This is a genomic window from Flavobacterium mesophilum (genome assembly GCF_039581405.1).
Lineage (GTDB): Bacteria > Bacteroidota > Bacteroidia > Flavobacteriales > Flavobacteriaceae > Flavobacterium.
Map to the genome: position 1 here is coordinate 765,674 of NZ_JBCPXZ010000001.1, position 24,647 is coordinate 790,320.

Genomic DNA, 24,647 nt, shown 5'->3' on the forward strand with positions numbered 1-24,647 from the left:
CAAACGAATGGATTTTTTCAATTTATAGAATATGCTATTTTATTCTACTTTACAATCTACTTTGGTTAAAGTATTTTTTTGATCAAATTTCAGTTTTGATTTATCTTTAAAAGTAAACTTATCATTTATCACAACCACATCTCCAAATCCTTCGATTAGAGTACCATCCTTTTGCAGAAAAGCAACTTCTCGAACAGAAGAAACACCTTCTGATAAAAATGTATAATCTGCAATCAGGGTGTCGCCTTTCATGTTTCCTATCAAAGTTCCTTCGTTTTTATCTTTTCCGGAAATATTATAACTCATTTTACCGTTTACTTCTTGGTGCGAATTGACATTATAACTTAATTCGATTACATTTCCATCTGCCCTTAAAGCATAACATTGATCTCCTGATGGTTCAACTAGCTGTGCTTTTTTAGGTGGTGTTGGCTCAATCTGAATTGGTTCTGTATCAGTTGCTTTTTTACAAGAAATAAGAACAGTTAAAATAAGAGTTGTTATTGCTATTACTTTTTTCATAATTCACTATTTTATTTTGTTGATTATGATTTAAAGTTAGCTCAAATAAAAAAAATCCATTCGTAGAACAAATGGATTTTTTTACATAATTCCCACTTACGAGAATCTATTTTTGTAATCAATTACGAAACGTCAACAGTTGTGCGTTCTGCAATTTCTTTGTAAGTTCCGTTAACTAATTTCTCACGAATTGCTTCGAAAGCAGTTAAAGTCTCTTCAATATCTGCTAATGTATGAGAAGCAGTAGGGATCATTCTTAATAAAATAATTCCTTTTGGAATAACCGGATAAACGACAATTGAAAGGAAAATACCGTAATTTTCTCTTAAATCGTTTACCATTACCATCGCTTCCGGAATACTTCCTTCTAAATAAACTGGTGTAATACAAGTATTTGTATCTCCAATATTAAATCCTTTTTCTTTAAGACCACTTTGCAATGCATTCACGTTTTCCCAAAGTTTATCTTTAATTGCAGAAGATTTACGCAATAACTCTAAACGTTTCAAAGAACCAATAGTTTGGATCATTGGCAATGCTTTTGCAAACATTTGAGAACGCAAGTTGTATTTTAAATAATCAATAACCGTTTTATCAGCCGCTACGAAAGCACCAATATTAGCCATAGATTTTGCAAAAGTCGAGAAGTAAACATCGATTTCATCTTGAACTCCTTGCTCCTCACCTGCTCCAGCTCCTGTTTTACCAAGTGTACCAAAACCGTGTGCATCATCAACTAATAAACGGAAATTGTATTTTTGCTTCATAGCAACAATTTCTTTCAATTTTCCCTGCTGTCCACGCATTCCAAAAACACCTTCGGTAATAAATAAAATACCTCCGCCTGTTTCTTCGGCCATTTTAGTAGCACGCTGCAGGTTTTTCTCCATACTTTCAAGATCATTGTGTTTGTAAGTAAAACGTTTACCCATGTGCAAACGAACTCCATCAATAATACAAGCATGTGAATCAACATCATAAACAATGATGTCATTTTTTGTTACCAAAGCATCAATGATAGAAACCATACCTTGGTAACCAAAATTCAATAAATAAGCCGATTCTTTCATTACGAATTCAGCTAATTCATTTTCTAATTGTTCATGATACGTTGTGTGGCCAGACATCATACGAGCTCCCATTGGATAAGCTGCACCAAACTGAATTGCCGCATCTGTATCTGCTTGACGAACTTCTGGATGATTTGCTAAACCTAAATAATCATTTAAACTCCAGTTTAAAATATTTTTCCCATGAAATGTCATTCTCGGACCCAGCTCACCCTCTAACTTCGGGAAAACATAGTAGCCCTCAGCTTGAGAAGCCCATTTTCCTAAAGGTCCCTTATTGTCCTGAATTCTCTCGAATAAATCTTTTACCATAATATAGTGTAGTAATAATTTTAACTTAATCAGCGAGCAAAAATAATCATTATTAATTTAAAATGAAGAGCATCAATTATTTTTATTGAAAATAATTTGTTTTAAAAATTTTAACAAGATTTACCTTTAAACAAATACACAAACCTTTCAAATTTAAAGATATACTTATAAAAAAAGCATGATTTTTATCATAATAAAAGACAAAATAGTCTTTTATTTTTGATCTTAATAAAACCTAAATATAAACCATGAATTATGGAAAATCAAAGTAAAATGAAGATGAAGTTGTTTCTGTATGTACTTATAAGTGCATTCTTTTTAACAAGCTGTAAAAAAGAGGAAACTGCTGATTATGCAACTATTGCAACTAACGGAGAAATGAATGCAGAACTCACTGTGCCTCCATTAGTTCCAAAACCAGTTGGGGACAGGCCTGCCATGAAATTAAAAGTAAATATGGAAATCAAAGAACAAGAAGGTACTATGGCTGATGGTGTAAAATATACCTATTGGACATTTGGTGGTTCTGTTCCGGGAAGATTTATTAGAACGCGCGTTGGCGATGAAGTCGAATTTCACTTAAAAAACCATCCGAACAATAAATTGCCACATAATATTGATTTACACGCTGTAACTGGCCCAGGCGGTGGAGCAACTTCATCTCTTGTGGCGCCAGGACATGAAAAAGTTTTTAGTTTTAAAGTAATTAATCCAGGCTTATATGTCTATCACTGCGCAACTGCTCCTGTCGGGATGCATATTGCAAATGGAATGTACGGATTAATTTTGGTTGAACCGGAGGGCGGACTTCCTCCAGTTGACAAAGAATATTATGTAATGCAGGGTGATTTTTACACTCAAGGTGAATACGGAGCAAAAGGTCTTCAGGCGTTTGACATGAATAAGGCCGTAAAAGAAACTCCTGATTATGTTGTATTTAATGGAAAAGTAGGTGCTTTGACAAATGGAAATGAATTAACAGCAAAAGTGGGCGAAACAGTTCGCTTATTTGTTGGAAATGGAGGGCCAAACTTGGTTTCTTCTTTTCACGTCATTGGAGAAATCTTTGACAGCGTCCATATTGAAGGGGGAAGCACCATCAATAAAAATGTCCAAACTACTTTAATTCCGGCCGGTGGTGCTGCGATTGTAGATTTTAAAGTAGAAACTCCTGGAACTTTCATTCTAGTCGACCACTCTATTTTCAGAGCATTTAACAAGGGCGCTCTCGGAATGTTGAAAGTTGAAGGCGCAGAAAACAAAAACATTTATTCTGGAACCATTCAGGAAGGAATTTATTTGCCTGAAGGAGGAACAATTCAGAAAATGCCGGGAAGCACAGTTGAAAAAGTTGCTATCCCAAAACGTACAGTTGAAGAAAAAGTAAAAATTGGTAAACAAATTTTCGGCACTACGTGTTTCGCTTGCCACCAATCTGAAGGACAAGGAATTCCAAATACTTTTCCTCCTTTAGCTAAGTCAGATTTCTTAAATGCCGATTCTAAACGCGCTATCAAAACAATTTTACATGGTTTAACTGGAGAAGTGACTGTAAATGGCAAAAAATACAACAACGTAATGCCGGCTCAAAATTTATCTGATGATGAAATTGCAAATGTACTGACCTACATCTACAGTAGTTGGGGAAATAATAAAACGGAAATCACGCCAGAAATGGTAAAAGCATTAAGATAACAGCAAACATTCAGCATGAAAAAATACATTTTCATACTTACAATTCTCTTTTTCTCTGGGTTTAGTGTCATGAAGGCGCAGGAAAAAGGAATGGTTTTCATTAAAGAGGGATCTTTTGTCCCTCTTTATGGAGCCGTTTCTAAAAATCCTGTTGTTGTCAAATCATTTTATATGGATGTTTATCCTGTAACAAACGCTGAATTTTTAGAATTTGTCAAAAAGAATCCTTCTTATCAGAAATCAAAAATTAAAGGAATTTTTGCAGATAAAAGCTATTTGTCCTATTGGGCAACTGATTTTGATTTTGGAAATGCAAAACCCAATTCGCCAGTTACAGGTGTTTCTTGGTTTGCGGCAAAAAAATATTGCGAATGCGAAGGAAAACGATTAGCCACAATGGATGAATGGGAATATGTAGCAATGGCAGACACCAAAAAAATCGATGCCAGAACCAAAAAAGAATTCAACGAATACATTTTGTCTTGGTATGAGAAATCGAAAACGTATGAAAATGAAATTGGAAAAACTTTTAAAAATTATTGGGGAGTTTACGACATGCACGGTTTAGTTTGGGAATGGACTTCTGACTTTAACAGCATTTTTTTATCTGGAGAATCCAGAAAAGATAAAAGCACCGATAAAAACCTCTTTTGTGGAAGCGGATCTGTAAATGCAACAGATCTAATGGATTATGCCGCTTTTATGCGTTACGCTTTTCGCGGAAGCTTGAAAGCACAATATTCAACACGAAATCTAGGCTTTAGATGCGCCAGCACAACAAAACCAAAAATCTAATTTAAATTAGTTTAAAATGAAAAAAATAGCAATTGCTTTTCTTGTCTTATTCTCTTTTTACAGCTGTAAAAAAGAAGCTAAAAAAGAAGCTAAAGCAGAAACAAAAAAGGAAATCAGCGATTTGTCGATTTATAATCTTCCTTCTAAATGGACCACACAAGATGGAAAAGATATTGAATTGAAAAGTCTGAGAGGAAATGTTTTAGTAATGGTAATGATTTATACCAGCTGTAAATCGGCTTGCCCGAGATTGGTTGCCGATATGCGTGATATTGAATCAAAATTAGAAAAAAAGACAAAACAACATGTAAAATTGATTTTGGTCAGTATAGATCCAAATACAGATACCCCAGAAAGATTGAAATCGTTCGCTATCGAAAATAAAATGAATCAAGATCCGTGGATTTTCCTTCGTTCATCTGAAGAAAACACTCGCGAATTTGCAGCTGTTTTGGCGGTAAATTATAAAAAAATCTCTCCAATAGATTTTTCGCATTCCAACATCATAAGTGTTTTTAACCCAGAAGGAGAATTAATATTCCAGCAGGAAGGCTTAGGAGTAAACAATGAAAAAACAATTGAAGCAATAAATATGGAAGCAGGAAAAATATAAAACATATTTTTTAAACCATAGAAACATAGATTTTTAAAGAATTGAAAAAGAGAATTTAAAAAATCTAGATTTTTAACACATAGAACTGTGTGAATTGATGCAAGTGAAACGCCTTTTAAGATTTCTAAAATCTATGTTTCTAGGTGTTTAAATTAAAATTTCGTTAGATAAATAGGTTAATTAGTAAGAAACAAGAGCAGGTTTATGATAAAATCAACTCTTGTTTTTTATTTATAATGGAAGCCATAATTAAGATCAACCCCAAAACCAAAAGAATACTAAAAATCAAAATGCTTTGAAAATACCCAGGAATGCTTCCTTCTCCAAAAAAGAAAAACCAGCCTTGAAGAAATAGCAAAACTTCTGTCAAAATATATCCAGAGATAAAACACTTCACTCCTATTTTTAATGTAGAAGAATTAGCGGAAAGCATTTTATTCTGAAGCAGAATTCCAAACAAAAATCCGGTTATGATTCCTAAAGTTGTCAAATGAATAAATCCGATTACGAAATTTCGAATTTGATGTGAAACTTCAGCTAGATTTGGAAAAATAGTCAGCAATTGAATTCCGACTTTCAGAAATAAAGAACACAAAGCCAAACCGTAAACTATTTTCGTGGTTTTACCCAAACTGTTTTTGAAATACTGAATTTGCAGTTTTAGCATTTGATAGAAATAAATAAAAGCTCTCAATTGAATTAAAACTCCTAAGGCATTGGCATAACTCAGAATATCATTTTCGATAAACCAGCGAACTGGAAAACAAACCGTTAAAAGCGTCGAAATAATAATTAAAAAGTAAAACTTCTTAAATTTCACCTCATCAATTTTATCTTGAAAATGTCTTAAAAACAAAGCCAAAATCGCCAAAACAAACCAGCCATTAAATTGAAAATGAAGAAAAAACTGAATGGCAATTTGATAAAGAGCGCTTTGTTTTCCTAATGTACTTACAGCTGGTCCGAGACACCAAACTCCGAAAGTCGATAATATCATAAACAGAATCGAAACCAATAAAAGTCTTTGCGATGGTGATTTATCTTTGGAACAATCTTTCCAAACCAAGCGACAAAAAAGATAACTCAATAAAATATGCAACGTTGAAAAAACAATCGAAAACAAAGCATATCCTTGAATTGGAAAAGCAATCATCATTCCGATTACTGAAAACTCTGTTAGCCAAAACAAACGATTGTAAATAGGTTTCTGGCTTTTTTCTTCTGGAATAAAAAATCGAACCACCAAAACATAAACAATCATATAAACCCAACCCAATATGGCAACGTGCGAATGCGCATGAAGCAGAAAACTGTAGTTTAGAAAATCTAAAGGAAAAAGATACATAAACCGCATCAATAATCCGAAAACACAAGCAATCAGAAAATTAAAAAAACAGCAAAGTATCCAGCTTTTTTGAGAATTCATAAATGAATAAATTTTATTTAAACACATAGAAACATAGTTTAGAAACTCAATAAAAGGCGTTTCACTTGCATTAATTCACATAGCTCTATGTGTTAAAATCTAGATTTTTTCAAACATCTTTTATTGGCAAAAAAATCTACGTTTCTATGTGTTTAATTTTAAGTTCAATCCGTTAAAATTAAGTTTTCTTGAAATAAAAAACACCGATAATTATCCTATTTAGATATTTTATCGGTGCTTTTTCGAATTATTAACATCAACCTTTATTCTACTTCAACAAAGTCTTTTTCTAAAACCACAGCTTTTGGAAATAAGATATTGTTTTCCAAATGAATGTGTTTGTGTAAATCGGCTTCGAACTCTTTCAGCATCGCAAAAGTCACTCTGTACGTCGTGCAAGCATCTGCTGGCGGTGTGTAATTATTGGTCAAAGCTGCGATTTCTCTAAAACGTTCGCCTTCATTATCGTGTTCGTGCATCATCATCGCAATCGGATTTGAAACGGTTCTGAAAGGCGGCTGAGGCAAAACTCCATTAGTTTCTTTTGTATTAACCATTCTTTTTACAAATGGAAACAACATCAATTCTTCTTTTTTCATATGTTGCGCCAATTCGCCTGCGCAACCAATAAACAATTCGTTTATTTTAAATAATTCTGGATGATTTGCTCCATGAACTTTGCATAATTTGTCTAAAAACGGAAGCAAAACATTCGTTTTTTCTTCTACATAACGGTGATGTGTTTTCTCAATATAATCTGCCAATAAATCCAAAGGCCATGAATTGAAATCAATGCTTCCGCCATTTTCTGATTGCGCAACCTGAAGCACATTTTCTAATAAAGTATCAGCATCAATATTTTGTTTTTCACAAACTTCTGTAACTGTTCGGTTTCCTTTGCAGCAAAAATCAATTTTATATTTCGAGAAAACCGCAGCAGTTCTAAAATCTTCAGCCACAAACGATCCTATTGTTTTGTTTTTTAAATTTTCCATGATAATCAATTTTAAATTTGTTTTTATTTTTTGTTTTTTAATGTCAATTCAAATACAAACCAAGCCATGGTAATAAATCCGATTCCGAAAATGGAGTCTCCAATTGCGCGTAGCCATTTTAATGTAATCATTGCCGGCTGTTGCATTAATTCTGATGAACGAGCATACCACATTCCGTGATTGATGCTTTCAATGGCCTGCCAAACTCCGATTGGTAATAAACTCAGAATTGCCATTAGAAATAAACCAATATTTAAAGACCAGAAAGTGATTTTTAGCAGTTTGTTGTTCCAGCTTACATTTCGATATAAACTTCTCAATACAAATAATACCAAACCAATTCCCAACATTCCATAAACTCCAAATAAGGCAGTATGTCCGTGTAAAGGCGTTGTATTTAAACCTTGCACATAATAAAGCGCGATTGGCGGATTAATAATGAATCCGAAGATTCCAGCTCCAAGGAAATTCCAAAATGCTACAGAAATCATGAAGTAAATTGGCCATTTGTAATCAGCAATCCATTGCGTTGATTTTGAGATTTTATAGTTTTGATACGCTTCAAATCCGATTAAAGTTAAAGGCACAACTTCTAATGCGCTGAATGTTGCTCCCAAAGCCATAATTGCTGTTGGTGTTCCTGAGAAATACAGGTGATGGAATGTTCCTAAAATACCGCCAGACATGAAAATAATCGTAGCAAAAAGCACATTTAAAGTTGCTGTTTTCGTTTTTAATAATCCCAAACGAACGAATAAGAACGCGATTACAACTGTTGCAAATACTTCGAAGAAACCTTCAACCCAAAGGTGAACTACCCACCATCTCCAATATTCGGCAATAGCTAAATTGGTTTGTCTTCCCCACATTAATCCAGCTCCGTAGAACATGGCAATGGCAATACAAGAAACTAAGAACAAAATGATTAAGTTTTTCTCTTCTGTTTTTTTCTTTAAAACTGGAAGCAACGGACGAATCATTAAAGCCAGCCATAAAAACAATCCCACTAAAAGGAAAATCTGCCAGAAACGACCTAAATCAACATATTCGTAACCTTGATGCCCAAACCAGAAGTTTTGGACTAAATTCAGTTTTTGCATTACGCCAAACCATTGTCCTGCCATTGATCCTAAAACAATAATCAAGAGCGCAACAAACAAGAAGTTGATACCAAAACACTGAAATTTAGGATCTTTACCAGAAACCGCCGGAGCGATATACAATCCTGTTGCCAGCCAAGCTGTTGCAATCCAGAAAATCGCTAATTGCGTGTGCCAAGTACGTGTTACGGCATAAGGCAAGATTTTATCAATCGGAATTCCGTACAAACCATTTCCTTCCACTCCATAATGTGCTGTGATGATTCCGAAAACCATTTGCAAAACCATCAGCAAACTCACAATCCAGAAATATTTGGTTACCAATCCCATTGATTTTGTTTTGCCTTGCTTAATAATCGGATCTTCTTTTGGAAGTGGAAACTCCTCTTCTTCACCCGATTTTGCATGATAGAAAACCAATATACCGACACTTAAAATCAATAAAATGATACTTACTCCAGACCAGGCCAAAAGTTCTGTTGTAGCCGTATTTCCAACTAATTCATCAGACGGCCAGTTGTGCGTATACGAAATCGTATTATCGGGACGATTGGTTACTGTCGCCCAGGTTGCCCAGAAGAAAAAGGCATTCATTTTATGCATTCTCTCAGGATCTTTTATTGAATTCTTTGGAATCGCATATTCTCCTCTGAGTTTATCAAATTTCGGATCATTCGTAAAAAGACCTTTATAATATTCACTTAAGTGTTCAATCGCAGCTAAACGGTTTTCAGAAATAGTAAGTACACCAGTCGCTGCATTGTAGCGATTGGTTCTTACATCTTTCTGCAGACGAATCTTTAAGGCCGATTGTTTTTCAGCGTCTAATTCGTCATGTTTTTTATTAAAATCTTTTTGAGCATAGAGATCAAGTATAAAAATGGCTTCTCTATGCAGCCAATCTGCGGTCCAATCTGGAGCCACATAGGCACCGTGCCCCCAGATCGATCCCACTTCCTGGCCACCTATACTCTGCCAGATATTTTGTCCATCTTTAATTTCGGTTTCGCTAAAAACAGCTTTTCCAGAATCGGTTACAATTTCTTTTGGCACTGGCGGTGCTTGCTGATAAATTTCATAACCATAATAACCAAGCACTGCAAATGAGATACTCATTACCAATGCAAAAACGATCCATAATTTTTTTTCTTTTTTCATCTTTTTTTATTCAATAAAAGACATTTTTATCTTTTATTAGTTTTTAAAAAAACTCCAAACCTATTTGTAGGGTTCGGAGTCTTTGTTATTTACTCAACAATTAATACTCCTTTCATCATGGCAACATGGCCAGGGAAAGAGCAAATAAATGGGTATGATCCTTTTTTATCAATTGTAAACTCGATTGTATCTTCTTCTCCGCCTCCTAATAATTTAGTGTGCGCGATAATTGAAGCTTTTTCAGATTCCGGAATATAATCAGTTGCTTTAGCATCATTCGCTTTTAAAGCAAAAGCCGATTGGTCTGTTCCTTCTTGCAAAATCACCAAATTGTGTCCCATTGCTTCTTTCGGAATTTTACCTACGTGCTTCAAAGTCAATTTGATTGGTTTTCCTGCAACCGCTTTCAATTCATTTGTACTATACTGCATCTGGTCATTTCCTTCAATAACTAATACATTTTCTTCAGCAGCTGGTGTTACTGGCGCTTGCTCTCCTTCTGTTGATGGCTCCGTTGTCTCGGTTTGATCAGCGGGAGCTGTTTCTTTTTTACCGCAAGAAGTAACTGCTAAAAATCCCATTAGGATTAGTATCGAAATTTTGGTTTTTGTATTCATTTTAAAATATTTATTAATGTTTAATCGTTTGTATTTAAATTTTTCAGAAAAAAATCGCCTGATTTTATACCTGTTGCAAGTTGTTCTAAAGTTGTTTTTGTAAGCATTTCCAAGAGCAAACCTCTTATTTTTTTAAACTCATGGTGAACGGGACACGGGTGCTGTTCTGAACATTCCTTAAGTCCGATGCCACAACCGCTGTAAATTTTGTTTCCATCAATGGCATCCACAATCTGAATGAGTTTTATTGATTTTGCCGCTTCTGATGAAACTTCAAAACCACCACCCACTCCTTTTGCCGAATGTATAATGCCATTTTTTGTCAAAATCTGCATAATCTTGGCCGTGAAAGGTTCTGGAGAATCGATCTCTTTTGCTACATCTTTTATTCCAACTCTAATTCCTTTTGAAGATTTGGTTGCAATAAATATCGAAGCTCTTATTCCGTATTCGCAAGCTTTTGAAAACATATCTCTCTAATTAATTCTCCACAAAGATATACAATCATTTTAATAAAAGACAAATTTATCTTTAATTATTTTATTTAAAGAAAATACTTATTTATAATGAAACTAATTAATGTACCCGAAAACACGAATTCCCTTTTAAATTCAAATAAAAACCAATTTTAATTTTAACTTTGAGAGTATTTAATTTTTAATATTTAACAAATGCCTTTAACCAATTCAAAAGATTTAAAACTGGCAGTCCTTATTGATGCAGACAACGTACCTTACAGCAACGTAAAAGGCATGATGGAAGAAATTGCAAAACTTGGAACCCCCACAACAAAAAGAATTTATGCCGATTGGACAAAGCCAAATGCAAATGGATGGAAAGGTGTATTATTAGAACATGCCATCACACCTATCCAGCAATATAGTTATACCGTTGGTAAAAATTCATCAGATTCTGCATTGATTATTGACGCAATGGATTTACTTTATTCTGGGAAATTAGACGGTTTTTGTATTGTTTCAAGTGATAGCGATTTTACAAGACTTGCTGTAAGACTCCGTGAATCAGGCATGAAAGTTATCGGCATTGGAGAAAAGAAAACCCCAAATTCGTTTATTGTAGCCTGCGACCGATTTATTTATCTGGAAGTTTTGGACGGCGCAATTCAAAAAAAGAAACCAAAAGTTGCCGATACTAAAAAACCCGTTGAAAAACCTGCTGAAAAAGCACTCCATAAAGTTGACAAACAAACTATTGAACTTATCGAAGCCACTATTGAAGATATTGAAGATGACGACGGTTGGGCATTTTTAGGTGATGTTGGAAACTTGATTGTAAAGAAAAAACCTGAATTCGACCCTCGAAATTATGGCTATTCTAAACTTACCCCAATGCTAAAATCATTGACCGACATTCTCGAGATTGACGAAAGAGAATCAGACAAAAAAGGAATCAAGCACGTTTATGTACGTTTACGATTCAACTAATATTTCATTACCTATTTAATTTTTTAAAAACATGAGAAAAAAATTCTTCATCTACGGATTCTTATTGTTTCTAATTGTTGCCGCAATTTATTACTACACAGGAAGAGGCTATCTTTTAGTTTTCATTATTCCAGTTTTATTGATTGTTGGAGTTTATAATGCAACCCAAGAAAAACATGCTATTTTAAGGAACTTCCCTGTTTTGGGTTATTTCAGGTATTTATTTGAAATGATTGCGCCTGAGATTCAACAATATTTTATTGAACGCTCTACTGACGGAAAGCCCTTTTCAAGAAATCAACGTTCATTAGTGTATCAAAGAGCCAAAAATATTGATTCGAGCACGCCATTTGGAACACAATTAAACTTAAATACAGAAAGTTATGAAGGAATAAAACATTCTATTTTTCCAGCAAAAGTCAATGAAGAATTGCCTCGTGTTTTAGTAGGTGGAAAAGATTGCAAACAACCGTATTCTGCTTCTTTATTCAATGTTTCGGCGATGAGTTTTGGTTCGTTGAGCGAGCATGCAGTCCGTGCGATCAATATTGGCGCACAAAAGGGAAATTTTTACCAAAATACTGGAGAAGGTGGATTGACCGAATTTCATCTTGCCGGTGGCGGGGACATTACTTGGCAAATTGGTACCGGTTATTTTGGATGTCGTGATGCCGAAGGAAACTTCAGCCCAGAAAAATTCTCTGAAAAAGCGAATCTTCCGAATGTAAAAATGATTGAAATCAAACTTTCTCAAGGCGCAAAGCCTGGTCACGGAGGTGTTCTTCCGGCTAGAAAAAATACCGAACAAATTGCTAAAATCAGAGGTGTCGAACCGCACACTATGATTCTTTCTCCTCCTGGCCATCACGCATTCAAGGATCCGAAAGGGTTAATTCATTTTATCAAGCAATTGCGTGATTTATCAAACGGAAAGCCTATTGGGTTTAAACTATGTATTGGAAATACAGCAGAATTTGAATCAATTTGCCACGAAATGATTGCTGAGGATATTTATCCAGACTTCATTACCGTAGATGGTGCTGAAGGCGGAACTGGAGCTGCTCCTCTTGAATTTGCAGATGGGGTTGGAATGCCGTTTGAGCCTGCATTGATTTTTGTCAACAAAACTTTGGTTGGATTAAATATCAGAGATAAAATAAGGATTATAGGAAGCGGGAAAATCATTTCTGGTTATTCCATTTTGCATGCCATTGCTTTGGGAGCCGATATGTGCAACAGCGCAAGAGGCTTTATGTTTTCTTTAGGCTGCATTCAAGCTTTGCGTTGCCATAATAACGAATGTCCAACCGGTGTTGCCACTCAAAACAAAATGCTGATGAAAGGCTTAGTTGTCACCGACAAATCAGAACGTGTATATCACTTCCACAAAAATACACTCCATTCCGCAAACGAACTTTTGGCAGCAGCCGGAAAAACTTCTTTTGCAGATGTCGACATCAACATCTTCATGCGAGGTGATGAGTTTACTAATTTATCTGAATTGTATTTCCCTGATAATCTGACAAACGTCACCAAAAGAAATTAATTAAAAAAGCCTTTTTGATTGTTTTCAAAAAGGCTTTTTTTTTATAATTAAAGTAGTTTTTATTTCACAGGCAATTACAATTTTGCAGTTTCTTTTCCATTTCCTCCTCCTGAACCTTCTAATATGGCCATTTCTTCTTTGTCAACTAATTGTTGTGCCAAAATAGTATTATCATAAGCCAAGAAATATACATCAAACTTCACCCCTTCTTCAATCAATTCCTGAGAAATTTGATTGTTTTTGATCATGTCTTTCAGTAAATCTGGAAAAGATGTTTTTGCTGCGGAAATACTTTCTTCGTCTCCTTTTAAATTAGTTTCAATTCTTATTTCAATTTTATTGTCATCTAAAAATGCTTTTGCACTTGTGCCAACAATTCCTCCACCTTTTATAGAAGTCGAAATATTGTAATTACTAACATGTTCTTGTATTTTCTGTTTTGTGTTTTTGCAGCTGGCAAGCACTAAAATTAAAATAAATACAAATGCGATTTGGGTAATTTTTTTCATAAATTTTTAGTTTTTTGGTTATTTTTTAACTCAAACATAACTATTTTATAACACAAAAACAACATCTATACTAAAAAATAAAATTTGTAATTATTTGATTACATATATTATAGGCCTTAATAAGGCAATTTAGAGGCAAAACAAAAAAAGCCTCCTTAGAAACTAAAGAGGCTTTTACGATTTTAAAATTGGTTTATTTTAATATTTCTGAAATTGATTCCTTATCAATTACTTTCTTTGAAAGAACAGTATTATCATTTGCCAAAAAATAAGCATCAAATCGAATTCCTTCCTCAACTAAATCTTTAGGAATCTGATCTTTTTTGATCATTTCTTTTAGCAGTTTTGAAAAGGCCAAATCGCCTGCCATTTTATTCGCTTGATTTTGCTCTAAAGCGGTTTCAAATCGCAATTCGATTTTATCATCATTGATATAACCTCTTGCAGTCGTCAACGTAACATTATCAGCTTTAAACGTTGCTGCCGAAGCATTGTATGCTGTTACATATTCTTGCAGTTTTTGCTTTGCATTTTTACAGCTTCCTAGTGTTGCAACTATAGCAACAACAAATAAGATTTGGCAAATTTTCTTTATCATAACTTTAATTCTGTTTAGTCATTTATCTTATCCGCGATCGGGATTCCACTATTTTTTTAACTAACTGCTATTTTCTTAGCTTCAAATTCTCAAGCAAAAATTCTAACGCTTTCTCTTTTAGCAAATCTGGCGAATAGGTCGCGCTTTCAAATTCAAAAAAAGTCACATAATCCTTTCCAGTTCTTTGAAAAGCAAAAGCATAACCATTAAGTTTTTTATTTTCTTTAGAAATTTGATATGAAATTAACGTAGTCAGCTTCGTCGATGCTTTTTCTACTTTCAACTTCTGAAGATGACTGTATTTTTTGATGCTTTTAAAACTATTCTCTACATTATCTTTCGTTTCAAAATCATGAACAAACATGGTTAAATTCCGAGGAGATTTTATAGCAAAGCGCAACGAATCATCATGATTGTTTTGAAAATAATACTCTTTTGGAACACTTAGCTGATTTTTTATATCAATAAAAACCAAAGTATCTTTTTTCAGCTTGTAAACCCCATAATCTTCTTGCTCCAGCGCGGTAAGACTATCTAATTTAGAATATGTGCTATAAAACAAATTGTTAGAGCGTTTATTCTTTTCAACCTCTATGATCTTCGAATTAATGCGATTTTGTTCAGCAATAGCATTGGCTTGTTGCTGGCTCATTACATATGGGCTTACATCTATAGTATTTTGAGTATTTTGCCTTCTATTCATGTCCGAGCAAGTATATAAAAGTCTTGCCGCGCTTATGACAACAAAAACAATGCTTAAAACAGTTCTCCAGCTTGATGATTCATTGCTCATTATAATCTTAAATCTTTTTCTGTAAAAATTAAAGTATTTACGATTTTTCCTTTCGCATTCATATATTCATACTTGATATCTTTTATATCGTAGCGTTTCAAGGTAGAAACTACTTTTTGAACTTGGCCTTCTCTTAAAATACTTTCTTTCACTAAAGAATTTGCAGCTTTGTCATTTAAAAGCTTGAGTATATCTTCTGGCATTTCTACTTGATAAACAAGTTGATTTTTTTCATTCAGATAAATTTTTGAAATTTTACTGCCGTCATTGTTTTTTAATGGCAAATTTCTATTCATCATAACCAATATCTGATCAAGTTCAGCGCCTTTATCAGACACAATTGACTCTACAGAGACTGCTGGTTTGCCTTCATTTTTTTTCATTAAGGCCTCCAATTCTTTCTTATCGATTTTAAATTTAGCGATAGATGAATTGTCATTTGCAAGAAAATCAACATCAAAAACAACTCCTTCTTCAACCAACTCTTTAACGTCTTTGTCTGTTGCAAGCATTTCCTTTAAAAAAAGCGGAAACATTTGTCCATACGTAGCTTTGTTGTCTTCATTTTGCTCTATAACAGTTTCTGTGGTAATTTCTATTCTATTTTGATCCAAAAATGCTTTTGCTTTTGTTGAAGTGATCACTTCATTACTAAAGTTAGCAGCAGAATTGTTATAAGAATTTACAAATGCCTGTGTTTTTTGCTTTGTATCCATACAACTTGACAAGAACAACAAGGCTACAAAAACAAGTAAAATGCGAGTAGTTTTTTTAATCATAATGGCTTTTATTGGTTATTTTTACAAAAGAATTACTACAAAACTAATTAATATTACAAAGTATGCAAATGTTTAAACACATAAATCATTTTTTGAAATTTTACTTTAATTTCTGAAGTCTTAAAAGAGCTTCAAGATAGTAATAATCTGCGTAATTTATTGAACAATCAATTTCGCTTCCCGCTGGTTTATGTCCAGTTGAATGAAGCAAAAATGCCGAATTAACATCGTGGCTTTGATAATGATCTGAAAGCGAGACAATCATTTTTTTAGCTTTTGTCAAATATTCCTTTTTAAGGTTCTTATCTTTTGTGTAAGAACTCAATTCTAAAAGAGCCGAAGAAACAATTGCCGCAGCAGACGCATCACGAGGAGCATTTGGAATATCTGGCGCATTAAAATCCCAATACGGAATCAAATCTTCTGTCGTCAATTTGTCTAAATAAACGCGAGCTACTTTATGAGCAAAATCCAAAAATTTAGGATCTTTAGTTTCTCTGTAGGTCATTGTAAAACCATAAATAGCCCATGCTTGGCCGCGCGCCCACATACTGTCATCGCTATATCCTTGTGCTGTCCTTCCCTTTATTTTTTTTCCAGTTTCATAATCATAAATGATAACGTGATATGAGGTATTGTCTGGTCTAAAATGATTTGCCATTGTTGTCTCCGCATGTTTCACGGCAATGTCATACAATTTTTTACTGCCTCCATTTTTTGAAGCCCAAAACAACAGCTCCAAATTCATCATGTTGTCAATAATAGTGTTATGACCGCCCATTTTATTATGAGGCCAAGATTGAATTGTTCCCACTTTTGGATTGAAAAGAGTCGCCAATGTATCGGCTGTTTTCAGAATAATATCTTTATATGCTGCGTTTTTCGTCAAACGATATCCGTTTCCAAAACTATTGAAAACTTGAAATCCTAAATCATGATCTGCCGCTTTGGTTACAGACAAAGGAGTTAAAAATCGACTAAACTTATCGGCTTCTTTCTCCCATTTCTTATCGCCTGTCGCTTGATATAAATACCATAATTCGCCAGGCCAGAATCCGCTGGTCCAATCTTTATAACCAACAAATTTCCATTCGCTGCTTCCATTCGGAACCGTTCTTGGCGATGTTCCGTCATTCGGAATTACTTTTAACGTTTTTGAAGCCTGCCCTGCGCAGTAGTCAAGTTGTTTTTTAATATTAAACGAATTGTCTTTTTGAGAATAACCCTGATTTCCAAGCAAGAACAAAGCCGCAACCAGAGTAAAAAATTTTGCATTCATGTGGTTATTTTTTGAAGTATAGTTTATTGAATTGATAAATTTATAAAATAAAGTAAACCTGACCGAATCTTTGTATTTTTGTTTACCTAAAAAAGTACTAAAGACACCAACCAAAATTTAAATTTGAACAAAGCCAGAACGCTATATCTCATTCTATTCTTGTCAGTTATCTTTCTAGGGATTCTTTCTAGAAAAATTGCAGCAATTCCTTTATGGATTGGTGATTTTCTGTACGCTGTGATGATTTACCTTCTTATGAGAGTCGCATTTTTCAATAAAAAAACAACTTTTATACTTATTCTTTCGTTAGCAATCTGCTATGGAATTGAATTTTTACAACTTTATCAAGCGCCTTGGATTGTTGAACTTAGAAAAACAATTTTTGGAAGATATGTTTTGGGGCAAGGCTTTTTATGGTCGGATATAGCAGCTTATAGCGGCGGCATATTATTCGTCTTTCTAATCGAAAAAATCATTTTAAAATATAGCAATTATGAAACTCGTTTTCGCATCAAACAATAAAAACAAAATCAAAGAGATCCAAAGCATTTTAAACGGATCTATACAATTATTAAGCTTAGAAGATATTGGCTGCCACGAAGATATTCCTGAAACAGCCGATACTATTGAAGGAAATGCTATTTTGAAAGCCAATTATGTAACCGAAAAATATGGTTATGATTGTTTTGCAGATGACACAGGATTAGAAGTTTCGGCGCTAAATGGAGAGCCTGGCGTATATTCAGCACGATATGCGGGCGAACAAAAAAATGCCGATGACAATATGAACAAACTTTTAAATGCCTTAAAAGACAAATCAGACCGCAGTGCACAGTTTAAAACCGTTATTGCACTAAACTTAAATGGCGAACAACATCTTTTTACCGGAATTGCGAAAGGTGAAATCACTTTGAATAAAACTGGAAATCAAGGCTTTGGTTATGACCCGATTTTTCGACCAGAAAATTACAATGAGACTTTTGCTGAATTGCCTTTGGAAACCAAAAACAAAATTGGTCATCGCGGAAAAGCGACCCAACAACTGATTGATTTTCTGAATACAATAAAATAATTGTTTAAAATACAACATTTTAGAAGCTAAAATTGATATTTCGCGACGTTTTTTTTTCGAAAATTCTTCAATCTTCTAAAAAAATCATTTCACAACAAACATAACTTTTTGATAATCAAATCATAACAAATATATAATTCTTGAAATAGCATTAGCATATCTGAATAATTAACAGTAATTTTGCACCCTATTTTAAAAATACATATGAACAAATTTGAACAATTAGGATTAAATGAATCGTTACTGAAGGCGATTTTAGATCTAGGATTTGAAAATCCGTCGGAGGTACAGGAAAAGGCGATTCCCCTATTATTGGAAAAAGACACGGATATGGTTGCGTTGGCTCAGACAGGGACAGGGAAAACGGCAGCTTTCGGTTTTCCGCTAATCCAAAAAATTGATGCTGACAACAGAAATACACAGGCATTAGTTTTATCGCCAACAAGGGAGCTTTGTTTACAGATTACTAACGAACTTAAAAACTACTCAAAATACGAAAAAGGTATTAATGTGGTAGCAGTTTACGGAGGAGCTAGTATTACAGAGCAAGCTAGAGAAATTAAAAGAGGAGCACAAATTATTGTGGCTACTCCAGGAAGAATGCAAGACATGATCAACAGAGGTTTGGTTAACATTAAAAACATAGATTACTGTGTTCTTGATGAAGCTGACGAAATGTTGAACATGGGATTTTATGATGATATCTGTTCTATTTTATCAGATACTCCAGACGAAAAAAGCACATGGTTGTTCTCTGCAACTATGCCACAGGAGGTTGCTAGAATTGCAAAACAATTCATGAGCGAACCATTAGAAATTACTGTTGGAACTAAAAACTCAGGTTCGTCTACAGTATCTCACGAATTTTACTTAGTAAATGCTCGTGACCGTTACGAGGCTTTAAAAAGATTAGCTGATGCTAATCCAGACATTTTCTCAGTAGTTTTCTGTCGTACTAAAAGAGATACACAGGCTATCGCTGAAAAATTAATTGAAGATGGTTATAGCGCCGCTGCGTTACACGGAGATTTATCTCAAGCGCAACGTGATGGTGTAATGAAATCATTCCGTGGCAGACAAATTCAGATGCTTGTTGCTACTGACGTTGCTGCACGTGGTATTGACGTTGACAACGTAACGCACGTTGTGAACTACCAATTGCCTGATGAAATCGAAACGTACAACCACCGTTCTGGACGTACAGGTAGAGCTGGAAAATTAGGAACTTCTATTGTAATTGTTACAAAAAGCGAGTTGCGTAAAATTTCTTCTATCGAAAGAATCATCAAACAAAAATTCGTTGAAAAAACTATTCCATCTGGAATCGAAATCTGCGAAATTCAATTATTGCACTTAGCAAACAAAATCAAAGATACTGAGGTTGATCACGAAATTGACAACTACTTGCCTGCAATCAACAATGTTCTTGAAGATTTATCGAAAGAAGAATTGATTAAGAAAATGGTTTCTGTAGAATTCAACCGTTTCATCACGTACTACAAAAAGAATAGAGATATTTCTGCTCAATCTTCTGGAGAAAGACGTGAAAGAGGTGATTCTGAGCCAAGAGAATTCAGCAATAACGGAGCAGTTCGTTATTTCGTGAACATTGGTTCTAGAGACAACTTCGATTGGATGTCTCTTAAAGATTACTTGAAAGAAACATTAGACTTAGGTCGTGATGACGTTTTCAAAGTGGACGTAAAAGAAGGATTCTCTTTCTTTAACACAGATCCTGAGCACACTGACAAAGTAATGGACATCTTGAACAATACACAGTTAGAAGGACGTCGTATCAATGTTGAAATTTCTAAAAATGACGGCGGAGGAAGACGTGACCACAACAACCGTGGCGGAAGACGTGATTCTTCTAGAAGAGATGGAAACTTTGCTCCAAGACGTGAAGGTGGTTCTGACAGAGGTGGATTTAGAGGAGATAGAAATTCTTCATCTAGACGTGAAGGTTCTGACAGAGGCGGCTTTAGAGGAGAAAGAAATTCTGCTCCAAGAGAAGGTGGTTTCAGAAGAAGCGAAGGCGGTTCTGATAGAGCTCCAAGACGTTCTGAAAGCTTTGGCGATCAAGGAAGACCTAGAAGACCAAGAAGAGATTAATTTTTTAATATCTTAAAATATAAAATCCCAAATTCCAGATACAATTGGAATTTGGGATTTTTTTTACGTCAAAACAATACATTTTTATATTCTTTACACTATTTTATTTAAATACTAAAAGCAATACTAGGGCCTTTGTTAATTTTCTTATAATTATATTCCAAGACTGCGAAATATTTAATCCCTATTTACTACTTTTAGTGCTTTAAATCAGGATATGAAATATTTCACAGTTTTATTTTTTATATTACTTACGAGTATTGGTTTTGCTCAAGAGACAGAATCAACAGCTCCACAAAGAGTGTCAGGTTACATCTTCAATGATAACTCGAAACAGCCTCTTCCCAATGTAAATATTATCAATAAGAACAAAGTATTAGGCGCTAAGTCTGATGCACAAGGTTATTTTGAAATTGATGTTCAGCAAAATGACACATTGCAATTCTCTATTCTGGGATTCCAATCTTTGCGTATTAGAGTAACCAATGACTGGATAAAAAATAAAATCACAAGAATCCAGCTTACAGAAAAAGCAATTGCACTCGAAGAAGTCGTTATTGCTCCTTTCAGCTTGACTGGATATCTTGAAATCGACTCAAAATTAATTCCGACCAAAGAAAATTACCGTTACAGCATTTCTGGCCTTACACAAGGTTATGAAGCCGGTGAATATGCTCCAAATGCTTTTGGAAAAGTATTAGGATCGATCTTCAACCCCGCCGATATGCTCTATAATTTCTTTGGAAAAAATGGAAAAGAACTCAAGAAACTAAAGGATATGAAGAAAGACGATACGATCCGAAATCTTCTTGAAACGAAATACGACCGCGAAACGCTTGCCTTGCTTTTAGGCATTACAAAAGAAGAAATCCCAGAAATTTTGCAACGATGCAACTACTCAGAATCTTTTGTTCAATCAGCAAATGACTTACAGATTCTTGATGCCATTAGCGGTTGTTACGAGCAGTACAAAGTATTAAAAAGAAATTAATATCTTCATAAAATTAAATCCTCAATCTACGGATTCGAGGATTTTTTTTATTTATTTTTTTTCTAAAATCAACTAAAAAATAAATATATGTCCGCAATACCTTTTCAAACTATTGATTGGAGTTTAATCCCGAAAACAGAACATACGGGAGAATCTGGAACAGCCTATTGGCAAACTCTACAATTAGGAAATTTGCGTGTCCGAAAAGTTATTTATACAAAAAATTATCTAGCCGATCATTGGTGCCAAAAAGGACACATTGTACATTGTCTAGAAGGAGAATTGACTAGTGAATTAGAGAACGGAGAACAAATTACGCTTTCAAAAGGAATGACTTATATTGTTTCTGATGATATGAGTTCTCATCGTTCGATTACAACTGAAGAAGTTGAATTACTAATAATAGATGGTGATTTTTTAAAGTAGTTTTTAAGGCTCAGTTTGCAGTCTCAGCTTACAGCTTTAAAACTGAATACTGAGACTGCGACTGAAACCTATATTATTTAACTGGAATATTTGAAAGAATTTCTAATACAAATTTCCAATATTTCTGAGCAGATGAAATACTTGCTCTTTCGTCTGGAGAGTGCGCTCCATGAATCGTTGGACCAAAAGAAATCATATCCATATCTGGATAATTAGTCCCTAAAATTCCGCACTCTAAACCAGCGTGGCAAGCGACAACTTTTGGCTGTTCACCATTTTGCTTTTCGTAGATTTCTTTTAAGACTTCTAATATTTCAGAATTTACATTTGGTGTCCATCCAGGATAAGAACCTGTCAATTCAACTTCGCATCCAACCAATTCAAAAGTCGAACGCAATGAATTAGCCAAATCAAATTTTGAAGATTCAACAGAAGAACGTGTCAAACATCCAACTAAAATTTCTCCATCTTTAATTACAACACGAGCAATATTGTTTGAAGTTTCAACCAAATCAGCCATATCAGCGCTCATTCTGTAAACTCCATTTTGAGCTGCATAAATCGCTCTAATAATTCCTTCTTGAACGCCTAAATCCATAACTTTCTCAGGCAAATCACCTTTTACGATTTCAATCGATAAGTTTGGCTCAGTTGTTTTATATTCTGCTTTGATATCAGAAATAATTTCCTGCATATCATATACATAAGCTTCATCAAACATTTGAGAAATAATTACTTTTGCAACACTTTCTCTTGGAATTGCATTTCTCAAACTTCCTCCGTTGATTTCCACAATCTGCAAACCGAAGTTTTCGAAAGCATCAAATAACAAACGATTCATGATTTTATTGGCATTTCCTAAACCTTTATGAATATCCATTCCCGAATGCCCACCGTTTAAGCCTTTTACCGTAATCGTATAACCAACAGAACCTTCTGGAACTTCTTCTTCATGGTATGTTCTAGTTGCTGTTACATCAATTCCTCCTGCGCATCCAATGTCAATTTCGTCATCTTCTTCTGTATCCAAATTCAATAAAATCTGGCCTTGCAAAATGCCTCCTTTTAAGTTCAAAGCACCGGTCATTCCTGTTTCTTCATCAACTGTAAACAAAGCTTCAATTGCTGGATGCGGAATATCCTTACTTTCTAGAATTGCCATGATAGTCGCCACTCCAAGTCCATTGTCAGCTCCTAGAGTTGTGCCACGCGCGCGAACCCAGTCACCGTCAACATACATATCAATTCCTTGCTTGTCAAAATCAAAAACGGTGTCTGCATTTTTTTGATGCACCATATCTAAATGACCTTGCATTACAATTGGCTTACGATTTTCCATTCCTGGAGTTGCCGGTTTTCTGATAATCACATTTCTGATTTCATCTTCAAAAGTTTCTAAACCTAGGCTGTTTCCAAAGTTTTTCATAAACTCGATAACACGCTCTTCTTTTTTCGATGGACGCGGAACCGCATTTAAATCTGCAAATTTATTCCAAAGTGCTTTTGGCTCCAGATTTCTTACTTCTTGACTCATGTATATTTTTGTTTGACGTTTAACAATTAAGAGTTCCAAAGTTACAAAGTTTCAAGTTTTTTTCGCCGCGAATTCTACTAATTAGCACTAATTCTTCTTCTTTTAGAATCATCCTAAGCAAATTCATTCTTTTTTTATCTCAATATTGTATTATATATTTACGTATCTAAAAAATCAATCCGTGAAACGAAAATATATACTTCCTATATTCCTTTTAGTCCAGATTATCTTTTTAAAAATTCTCCGATACTTTCCAGATTATGTTGAAGGCTTTTACAGCAATAATTTATATATCAGAATTTCGCATTTTTTAAGAACTGTTTTAGGCAAAATTCCGTTTTCTGTTGGGGATTGCTTTTACGCCCTTTTGATTCTTTCTATAATCAGCTGGTTTTGGAGAATTAGAAAAACTTGGAAATCAGACTGGAAAGATCATCTTTTGAAAATTTTAGGTAAAATATCAATCTATTACTTTTTCTTTCATTTGCTTTGGGCGTTCAATTATTATCGCGAACCGCTTTTCGAGAAAATGGAAATCAAAAGAGAATATACTGATGCTGATCTTTTGGCCTTCACTAAAAGACTAATCGCAAAAACGAATGAAATTCAGTTTCAAATCACAAAAAATGACAGCGCTAAAGTAGTTTTCCCCTACTCTCAAAAAGAAGTTTTTGAAATGAATGTCAATGGTTATAATAATTTAGCCAAAGAACATCCATACTTTAAATATGAGATTTTGAGCGTCAAAAAATCATTATTCAGCGTTCCTTTGACTTATATGGGGTTTGGAGGTTATTTGAATCCGTTTACTAATGAAGCTCAAGTAAATGATCTGTTGCCAATGTATAACTTTCCAATTACAAGTTCGCACGAAATGGCACATCAAATTGGTTTTGCCAGTGAAAACGAATGTAATTTTATTGGTGTTTTGGCAACCGTAAAAAATGAGAACTTATATTATCAATATTCCGGATACAGTTTGGCTTTGCGCTATTGTCTTGGAATTTGGCAATTTAAAAACGAAAAAGTTTTTAATGAATTGAAGAAAACAGTACATGTCGGAATTTTAAAAAACTATCAAGAAAGTCAGGATTTTTGGCAAAAGTATGATACTTTTATCGACGAAGGTTTTCATTTTTTATATGACAATTTCTTAAAAACAAATAATCAGAAAGACGGAATGGAAAGCTATAGCAAGTTTATCGATTTGATGATTAATTATTATAAAACGAGAAAATTTTGATTCAACTGTAACAAAAA

General features: G+C 34.2%; 24 protein-coding genes. 11 read left to right on the forward strand and 13 right to left on the reverse strand.

Going from position 1 to position 24,647, the window contains the following annotated elements:
• Nucleotides 1-39 precede the first annotated feature (39 nt).
• Both AAYQ19_RS03250 and capB read right to left on the reverse strand, forming a co-directional pair.
• The gene (locus tag AAYQ19_RS03250; protein WP_343533780.1) at nt 40-522 is read right to left on the reverse strand and encodes a hypothetical protein; all 483 of its coding nucleotides are present in this window, start codon (nt 520-522) and stop codon (nt 40-42) included.
• Between the two features lie 122 nt (nt 523-644).
• Nucleotides 645-1,904 carry a cysteate-C-fatty acyltransferase gene (gene capB, locus AAYQ19_RS03255; RefSeq protein ID WP_343533782.1) on the reverse strand — a complete coding sequence of 420 codons (1,260 nt, stop codon included), beginning with the start codon at nt 1,902-1,904 and terminating at the stop codon, nt 645-647.
• A gap of 255 nt (nt 1,905-2,159) precedes the next feature.
• Between capB and nirK the strand changes: the two genes are divergently transcribed.
• Genes nirK through AAYQ19_RS03270 form a run of 3 tightly spaced genes read left to right on the forward strand, consistent with a single transcriptional unit; the run spans nt 2,160 to nt 5,007 of the window.
• Nucleotides 2,160-3,599 (forward strand): copper-containing nitrite reductase, encoded by a 1,440-nt coding sequence (gene nirK / locus AAYQ19_RS03260; RefSeq protein ID WP_343533784.1) that lies wholly within the window; start codon nt 2,160-2,162, stop codon nt 3,597-3,599.
• A 15-nt stretch (nt 3,600-3,614) separates the two neighbouring features.
• Entirely contained in the window at nt 3,615-4,394 is a 780-nt protein-coding gene (locus AAYQ19_RS03265; RefSeq protein WP_343533786.1) for a formylglycine-generating enzyme family protein, read from the forward strand.
• Nucleotides 4,395-4,410: 16 nt separating this feature from the next.
• Nucleotides 4,411-5,007 (forward strand): SCO family protein, encoded by a 597-nt coding sequence (locus AAYQ19_RS03270; protein WP_343533788.1) that lies wholly within the window; start codon nt 4,411-4,413, stop codon nt 5,005-5,007.
• 202 nt (nt 5,008-5,209) lie between these two features.
• Here the strand turns inward: AAYQ19_RS03270 and AAYQ19_RS03275 are convergent, their stop codons facing one another.
• From AAYQ19_RS03275 to AAYQ19_RS03295, 5 genes are all read right to left on the reverse strand, one after another.
• Nucleotides 5,210-6,433 carry a hypothetical protein gene (locus AAYQ19_RS03275; RefSeq protein WP_343533790.1) on the reverse strand — a complete coding sequence of 408 codons (1,224 nt, stop codon included), beginning with the start codon at nt 6,431-6,433 and terminating at the stop codon, nt 5,210-5,212.
• 263 nt (nt 6,434-6,696) lie between these two features.
• Nucleotides 6,697-7,428, reverse strand: a complete 732-nt coding sequence (ric, locus tag AAYQ19_RS03280) for an iron-sulfur cluster repair di-iron protein (protein WP_343533792.1) — start codon at nt 7,426-7,428, stop codon at nt 6,697-6,699.
• 23 nt (nt 7,429-7,451) lie between these two features.
• Nucleotides 7,452-9,686 (reverse strand): nitric-oxide reductase large subunit, encoded by a 2,235-nt coding sequence (locus AAYQ19_RS03285; RefSeq protein ID WP_343533794.1) that lies wholly within the window; start codon nt 9,684-9,686, stop codon nt 7,452-7,454.
• An 89-nt stretch (nt 9,687-9,775) separates the two neighbouring features.
• Entirely contained in the window at nt 9,776-10,303 is a 528-nt protein-coding gene (azu, locus tag AAYQ19_RS03290) for an azurin (protein ID WP_343533796.1), read from the reverse strand.
• 20 nt (nt 10,304-10,323) lie between these two features.
• Complete coding sequence (locus AAYQ19_RS03295; RefSeq protein WP_343533797.1) at nt 10,324-10,773, reverse strand: RrF2 family transcriptional regulator; 450 nt, start codon at nt 10,771-10,773, stop codon at nt 10,324-10,326.
• 201 nt (nt 10,774-10,974) lie between these two features.
• On the opposite strand from AAYQ19_RS03295, the gene AAYQ19_RS03300 reads away from it, so the two are divergent.
• A complete protein-coding gene (locus tag AAYQ19_RS03300) occupies nt 10,975-11,748 on the forward strand; it encodes an NYN domain-containing protein (RefSeq protein ID WP_343533798.1) in 774 nt (257 codons plus the stop codon).
• 31 nt (nt 11,749-11,779) lie between these two features.
• On the forward strand, nt 11,780-13,294 hold the full coding sequence (locus AAYQ19_RS03305; RefSeq protein WP_343533799.1) for an FMN-binding glutamate synthase family protein: 1,515 nt from the start codon (nt 11,780-11,782) through the stop codon (nt 13,292-13,294).
• A 74-nt stretch (nt 13,295-13,368) separates the two neighbouring features.
• Here the strand turns inward: AAYQ19_RS03305 and AAYQ19_RS03310 are convergent, their stop codons facing one another.
• The 5 genes from AAYQ19_RS03310 to AAYQ19_RS03330 form a co-directional block, all read right to left on the reverse strand.
• Nucleotides 13,369-13,803 carry a hypothetical protein gene (locus tag AAYQ19_RS03310; RefSeq protein ID WP_343533800.1) on the reverse strand — a complete coding sequence of 145 codons (435 nt, stop codon included), beginning with the start codon at nt 13,801-13,803 and terminating at the stop codon, nt 13,369-13,371.
• A 193-nt stretch (nt 13,804-13,996) separates the two neighbouring features.
• Nucleotides 13,997-14,401 carry a hypothetical protein gene (locus AAYQ19_RS03315; protein ID WP_343533801.1) on the reverse strand — a complete coding sequence of 135 codons (405 nt, stop codon included), beginning with the start codon at nt 14,399-14,401 and terminating at the stop codon, nt 13,997-13,999.
• Between the two features lie 67 nt (nt 14,402-14,468).
• Nucleotides 14,469-15,194: a hypothetical protein gene (locus AAYQ19_RS03320; RefSeq protein WP_343533802.1), complete on the reverse strand. Its 726-nt coding sequence runs from the start codon at nt 15,192-15,194 to the stop codon at nt 14,469-14,471.
• Nucleotides 15,194-15,973, reverse strand: coding sequence for a hypothetical protein (locus tag AAYQ19_RS03325; RefSeq protein WP_343533803.1), 780 nt, complete (start codon nt 15,971-15,973; stop codon nt 15,194-15,196). Before AAYQ19_RS03325 ends, AAYQ19_RS03320 begins: the two co-directional genes overlap by 1 nt.
• Nucleotides 15,974-16,073: 100 nt before the next feature.
• Entirely contained in the window at nt 16,074-17,252 is a 1,179-nt protein-coding gene (locus AAYQ19_RS03330) for a glycoside hydrolase family 88 protein (protein ID WP_343533805.1), read from the reverse strand.
• Between the two features lie 123 nt (nt 17,253-17,375).
• On the opposite strand from AAYQ19_RS03330, the gene AAYQ19_RS03335 reads away from it, so the two are divergent.
• The 5 genes from AAYQ19_RS03335 to AAYQ19_RS03355 all read left to right on the forward strand — a co-directional run bounded on the left by AAYQ19_RS03335 (nt 17,376) and on the right by AAYQ19_RS03355 (nt 21,853).
• The gene (locus tag AAYQ19_RS03335; protein ID WP_343533807.1) at nt 17,376-17,774 is read left to right on the forward strand and encodes a ribosomal maturation YjgA family protein; all 399 of its coding nucleotides are present in this window, start codon (nt 17,376-17,378) and stop codon (nt 17,772-17,774) included.
• The gene (locus AAYQ19_RS03340; RefSeq protein WP_343533809.1) at nt 17,746-18,324 is read left to right on the forward strand and encodes a non-canonical purine NTP diphosphatase; all 579 of its coding nucleotides are present in this window, start codon (nt 17,746-17,748) and stop codon (nt 18,322-18,324) included. Before AAYQ19_RS03335 ends, AAYQ19_RS03340 begins: the two co-directional genes overlap by 29 nt.
• A gap of 204 nt (nt 18,325-18,528) precedes the next feature.
• Nucleotides 18,529-20,436: a DEAD/DEAH box helicase gene (locus AAYQ19_RS03345; RefSeq protein ID WP_343533812.1), complete on the forward strand. Its 1,908-nt coding sequence runs from the start codon at nt 18,529-18,531 to the stop codon at nt 20,434-20,436.
• A gap of 217 nt (nt 20,437-20,653) precedes the next feature.
• Nucleotides 20,654-21,427 carry a carboxypeptidase-like regulatory domain-containing protein gene (locus AAYQ19_RS03350; RefSeq protein WP_343533814.1) on the forward strand — a complete coding sequence of 258 codons (774 nt, stop codon included), beginning with the start codon at nt 20,654-20,656 and terminating at the stop codon, nt 21,425-21,427.
• Nucleotides 21,428-21,514: 87 nt separating this feature from the next.
• Entirely contained in the window at nt 21,515-21,853 is a 339-nt protein-coding gene (locus AAYQ19_RS03355; protein WP_343533816.1) for a DHCW motif cupin fold protein, read from the forward strand.
• 73 nt (nt 21,854-21,926) lie between these two features.
• Here the strand turns inward: AAYQ19_RS03355 and AAYQ19_RS03360 are convergent, their stop codons facing one another.
• Nucleotides 21,927-23,387 carry an aminoacyl-histidine dipeptidase gene (locus AAYQ19_RS03360; RefSeq protein ID WP_343533818.1) on the reverse strand — a complete coding sequence of 487 codons (1,461 nt, stop codon included), beginning with the start codon at nt 23,385-23,387 and terminating at the stop codon, nt 21,927-21,929.
• 181 nt (nt 23,388-23,568) lie between these two features.
• Here AAYQ19_RS03360 and AAYQ19_RS03365 point away from each other — a divergent pair, with 181 nt between their 5' ends.
• Nucleotides 23,569-24,630: a DUF3810 domain-containing protein gene (locus tag AAYQ19_RS03365; protein ID WP_343533821.1), complete on the forward strand. Its 1,062-nt coding sequence runs from the start codon at nt 23,569-23,571 to the stop codon at nt 24,628-24,630.
• Nucleotides 24,631-24,647: the final 17 nt, after the last annotated feature.

Excerpts from the sequence above, each read along its gene's own strand:
- AAYQ19_RS03250 (WP_343533780.1), bottom strand. The coding sequence starts at position 522 with ATGAAAAAAGTAATAGCAATAACAACTCTTATTTTAACTGTTCTTATT.
- capB (WP_343533782.1), bottom strand. The coding sequence starts at position 1,904 with ATGGTAAAAGATTTATTCGAGAGAATTCAGGACAATAAGGGACCTTTA.
- nirK (WP_343533784.1), top strand. The coding sequence starts at position 2,160 with ATGGAAAATCAAAGTAAAATGAAGATGAAGTTGTTTCTGTATGTACTT.
- AAYQ19_RS03265 (WP_343533786.1), top strand. The coding sequence starts at position 3,615 with ATGAAAAAATACATTTTCATACTTACAATTCTCTTTTTCTCTGGGTTT.
- AAYQ19_RS03270 (WP_343533788.1), top strand. The coding sequence starts at position 4,411 with ATGAAAAAAATAGCAATTGCTTTTCTTGTCTTATTCTCTTTTTACAGC.
- AAYQ19_RS03275 (WP_343533790.1), bottom strand. The coding sequence starts at position 6,433 with ATGAATTCTCAAAAAAGCTGGATACTTTGCTGTTTTTTTAATTTTCTG.
- ric (WP_343533792.1), bottom strand. The coding sequence starts at position 7,428 with ATGGAAAATTTAAAAAACAAAACAATAGGATCGTTTGTGGCTGAAGAT.
- AAYQ19_RS03285 (WP_343533794.1), bottom strand. The coding sequence starts at position 9,686 with ATGAAAAAAGAAAAAAAATTATGGATCGTTTTTGCATTGGTAATGAGT.
- azu (WP_343533796.1), bottom strand. The coding sequence starts at position 10,303 with ATGAATACAAAAACCAAAATTTCGATACTAATCCTAATGGGATTTTTA.
- AAYQ19_RS03295 (WP_343533797.1), bottom strand. The coding sequence starts at position 10,773 with ATGTTTTCAAAAGCTTGCGAATACGGAATAAGAGCTTCGATATTTATT.
- AAYQ19_RS03300 (WP_343533798.1), top strand. The coding sequence starts at position 10,975 with ATGCCTTTAACCAATTCAAAAGATTTAAAACTGGCAGTCCTTATTGAT.
- AAYQ19_RS03305 (WP_343533799.1), top strand. The coding sequence starts at position 11,780 with ATGAGAAAAAAATTCTTCATCTACGGATTCTTATTGTTTCTAATTGTT.
- AAYQ19_RS03310 (WP_343533800.1), bottom strand. The coding sequence starts at position 13,803 with ATGAAAAAAATTACCCAAATCGCATTTGTATTTATTTTAATTTTAGTG.
- AAYQ19_RS03315 (WP_343533801.1), bottom strand. The coding sequence starts at position 14,401 with ATGATAAAGAAAATTTGCCAAATCTTATTTGTTGTTGCTATAGTTGCA.
- AAYQ19_RS03320 (WP_343533802.1), bottom strand. The coding sequence starts at position 15,194 with ATGAGCAATGAATCATCAAGCTGGAGAACTGTTTTAAGCATTGTTTTT.
- AAYQ19_RS03325 (WP_343533803.1), bottom strand. The coding sequence starts at position 15,973 with ATGATTAAAAAAACTACTCGCATTTTACTTGTTTTTGTAGCCTTGTTG.
- AAYQ19_RS03330 (WP_343533805.1), bottom strand. The coding sequence starts at position 17,252 with ATGAATGCAAAATTTTTTACTCTGGTTGCGGCTTTGTTCTTGCTTGGA.
- AAYQ19_RS03340 (WP_343533809.1), top strand. The coding sequence starts at position 17,746 with ATGAAACTCGTTTTCGCATCAAACAATAAAAACAAAATCAAAGAGATC.
- AAYQ19_RS03345 (WP_343533812.1), top strand. The coding sequence starts at position 18,529 with ATGAACAAATTTGAACAATTAGGATTAAATGAATCGTTACTGAAGGCG.
- AAYQ19_RS03350 (WP_343533814.1), top strand. The coding sequence starts at position 20,654 with ATGAAATATTTCACAGTTTTATTTTTTATATTACTTACGAGTATTGGT.
- AAYQ19_RS03355 (WP_343533816.1), top strand. The coding sequence starts at position 21,515 with ATGTCCGCAATACCTTTTCAAACTATTGATTGGAGTTTAATCCCGAAA.
- AAYQ19_RS03360 (WP_343533818.1), bottom strand. The coding sequence starts at position 23,387 with ATGAGTCAAGAAGTAAGAAATCTGGAGCCAAAAGCACTTTGGAATAAA.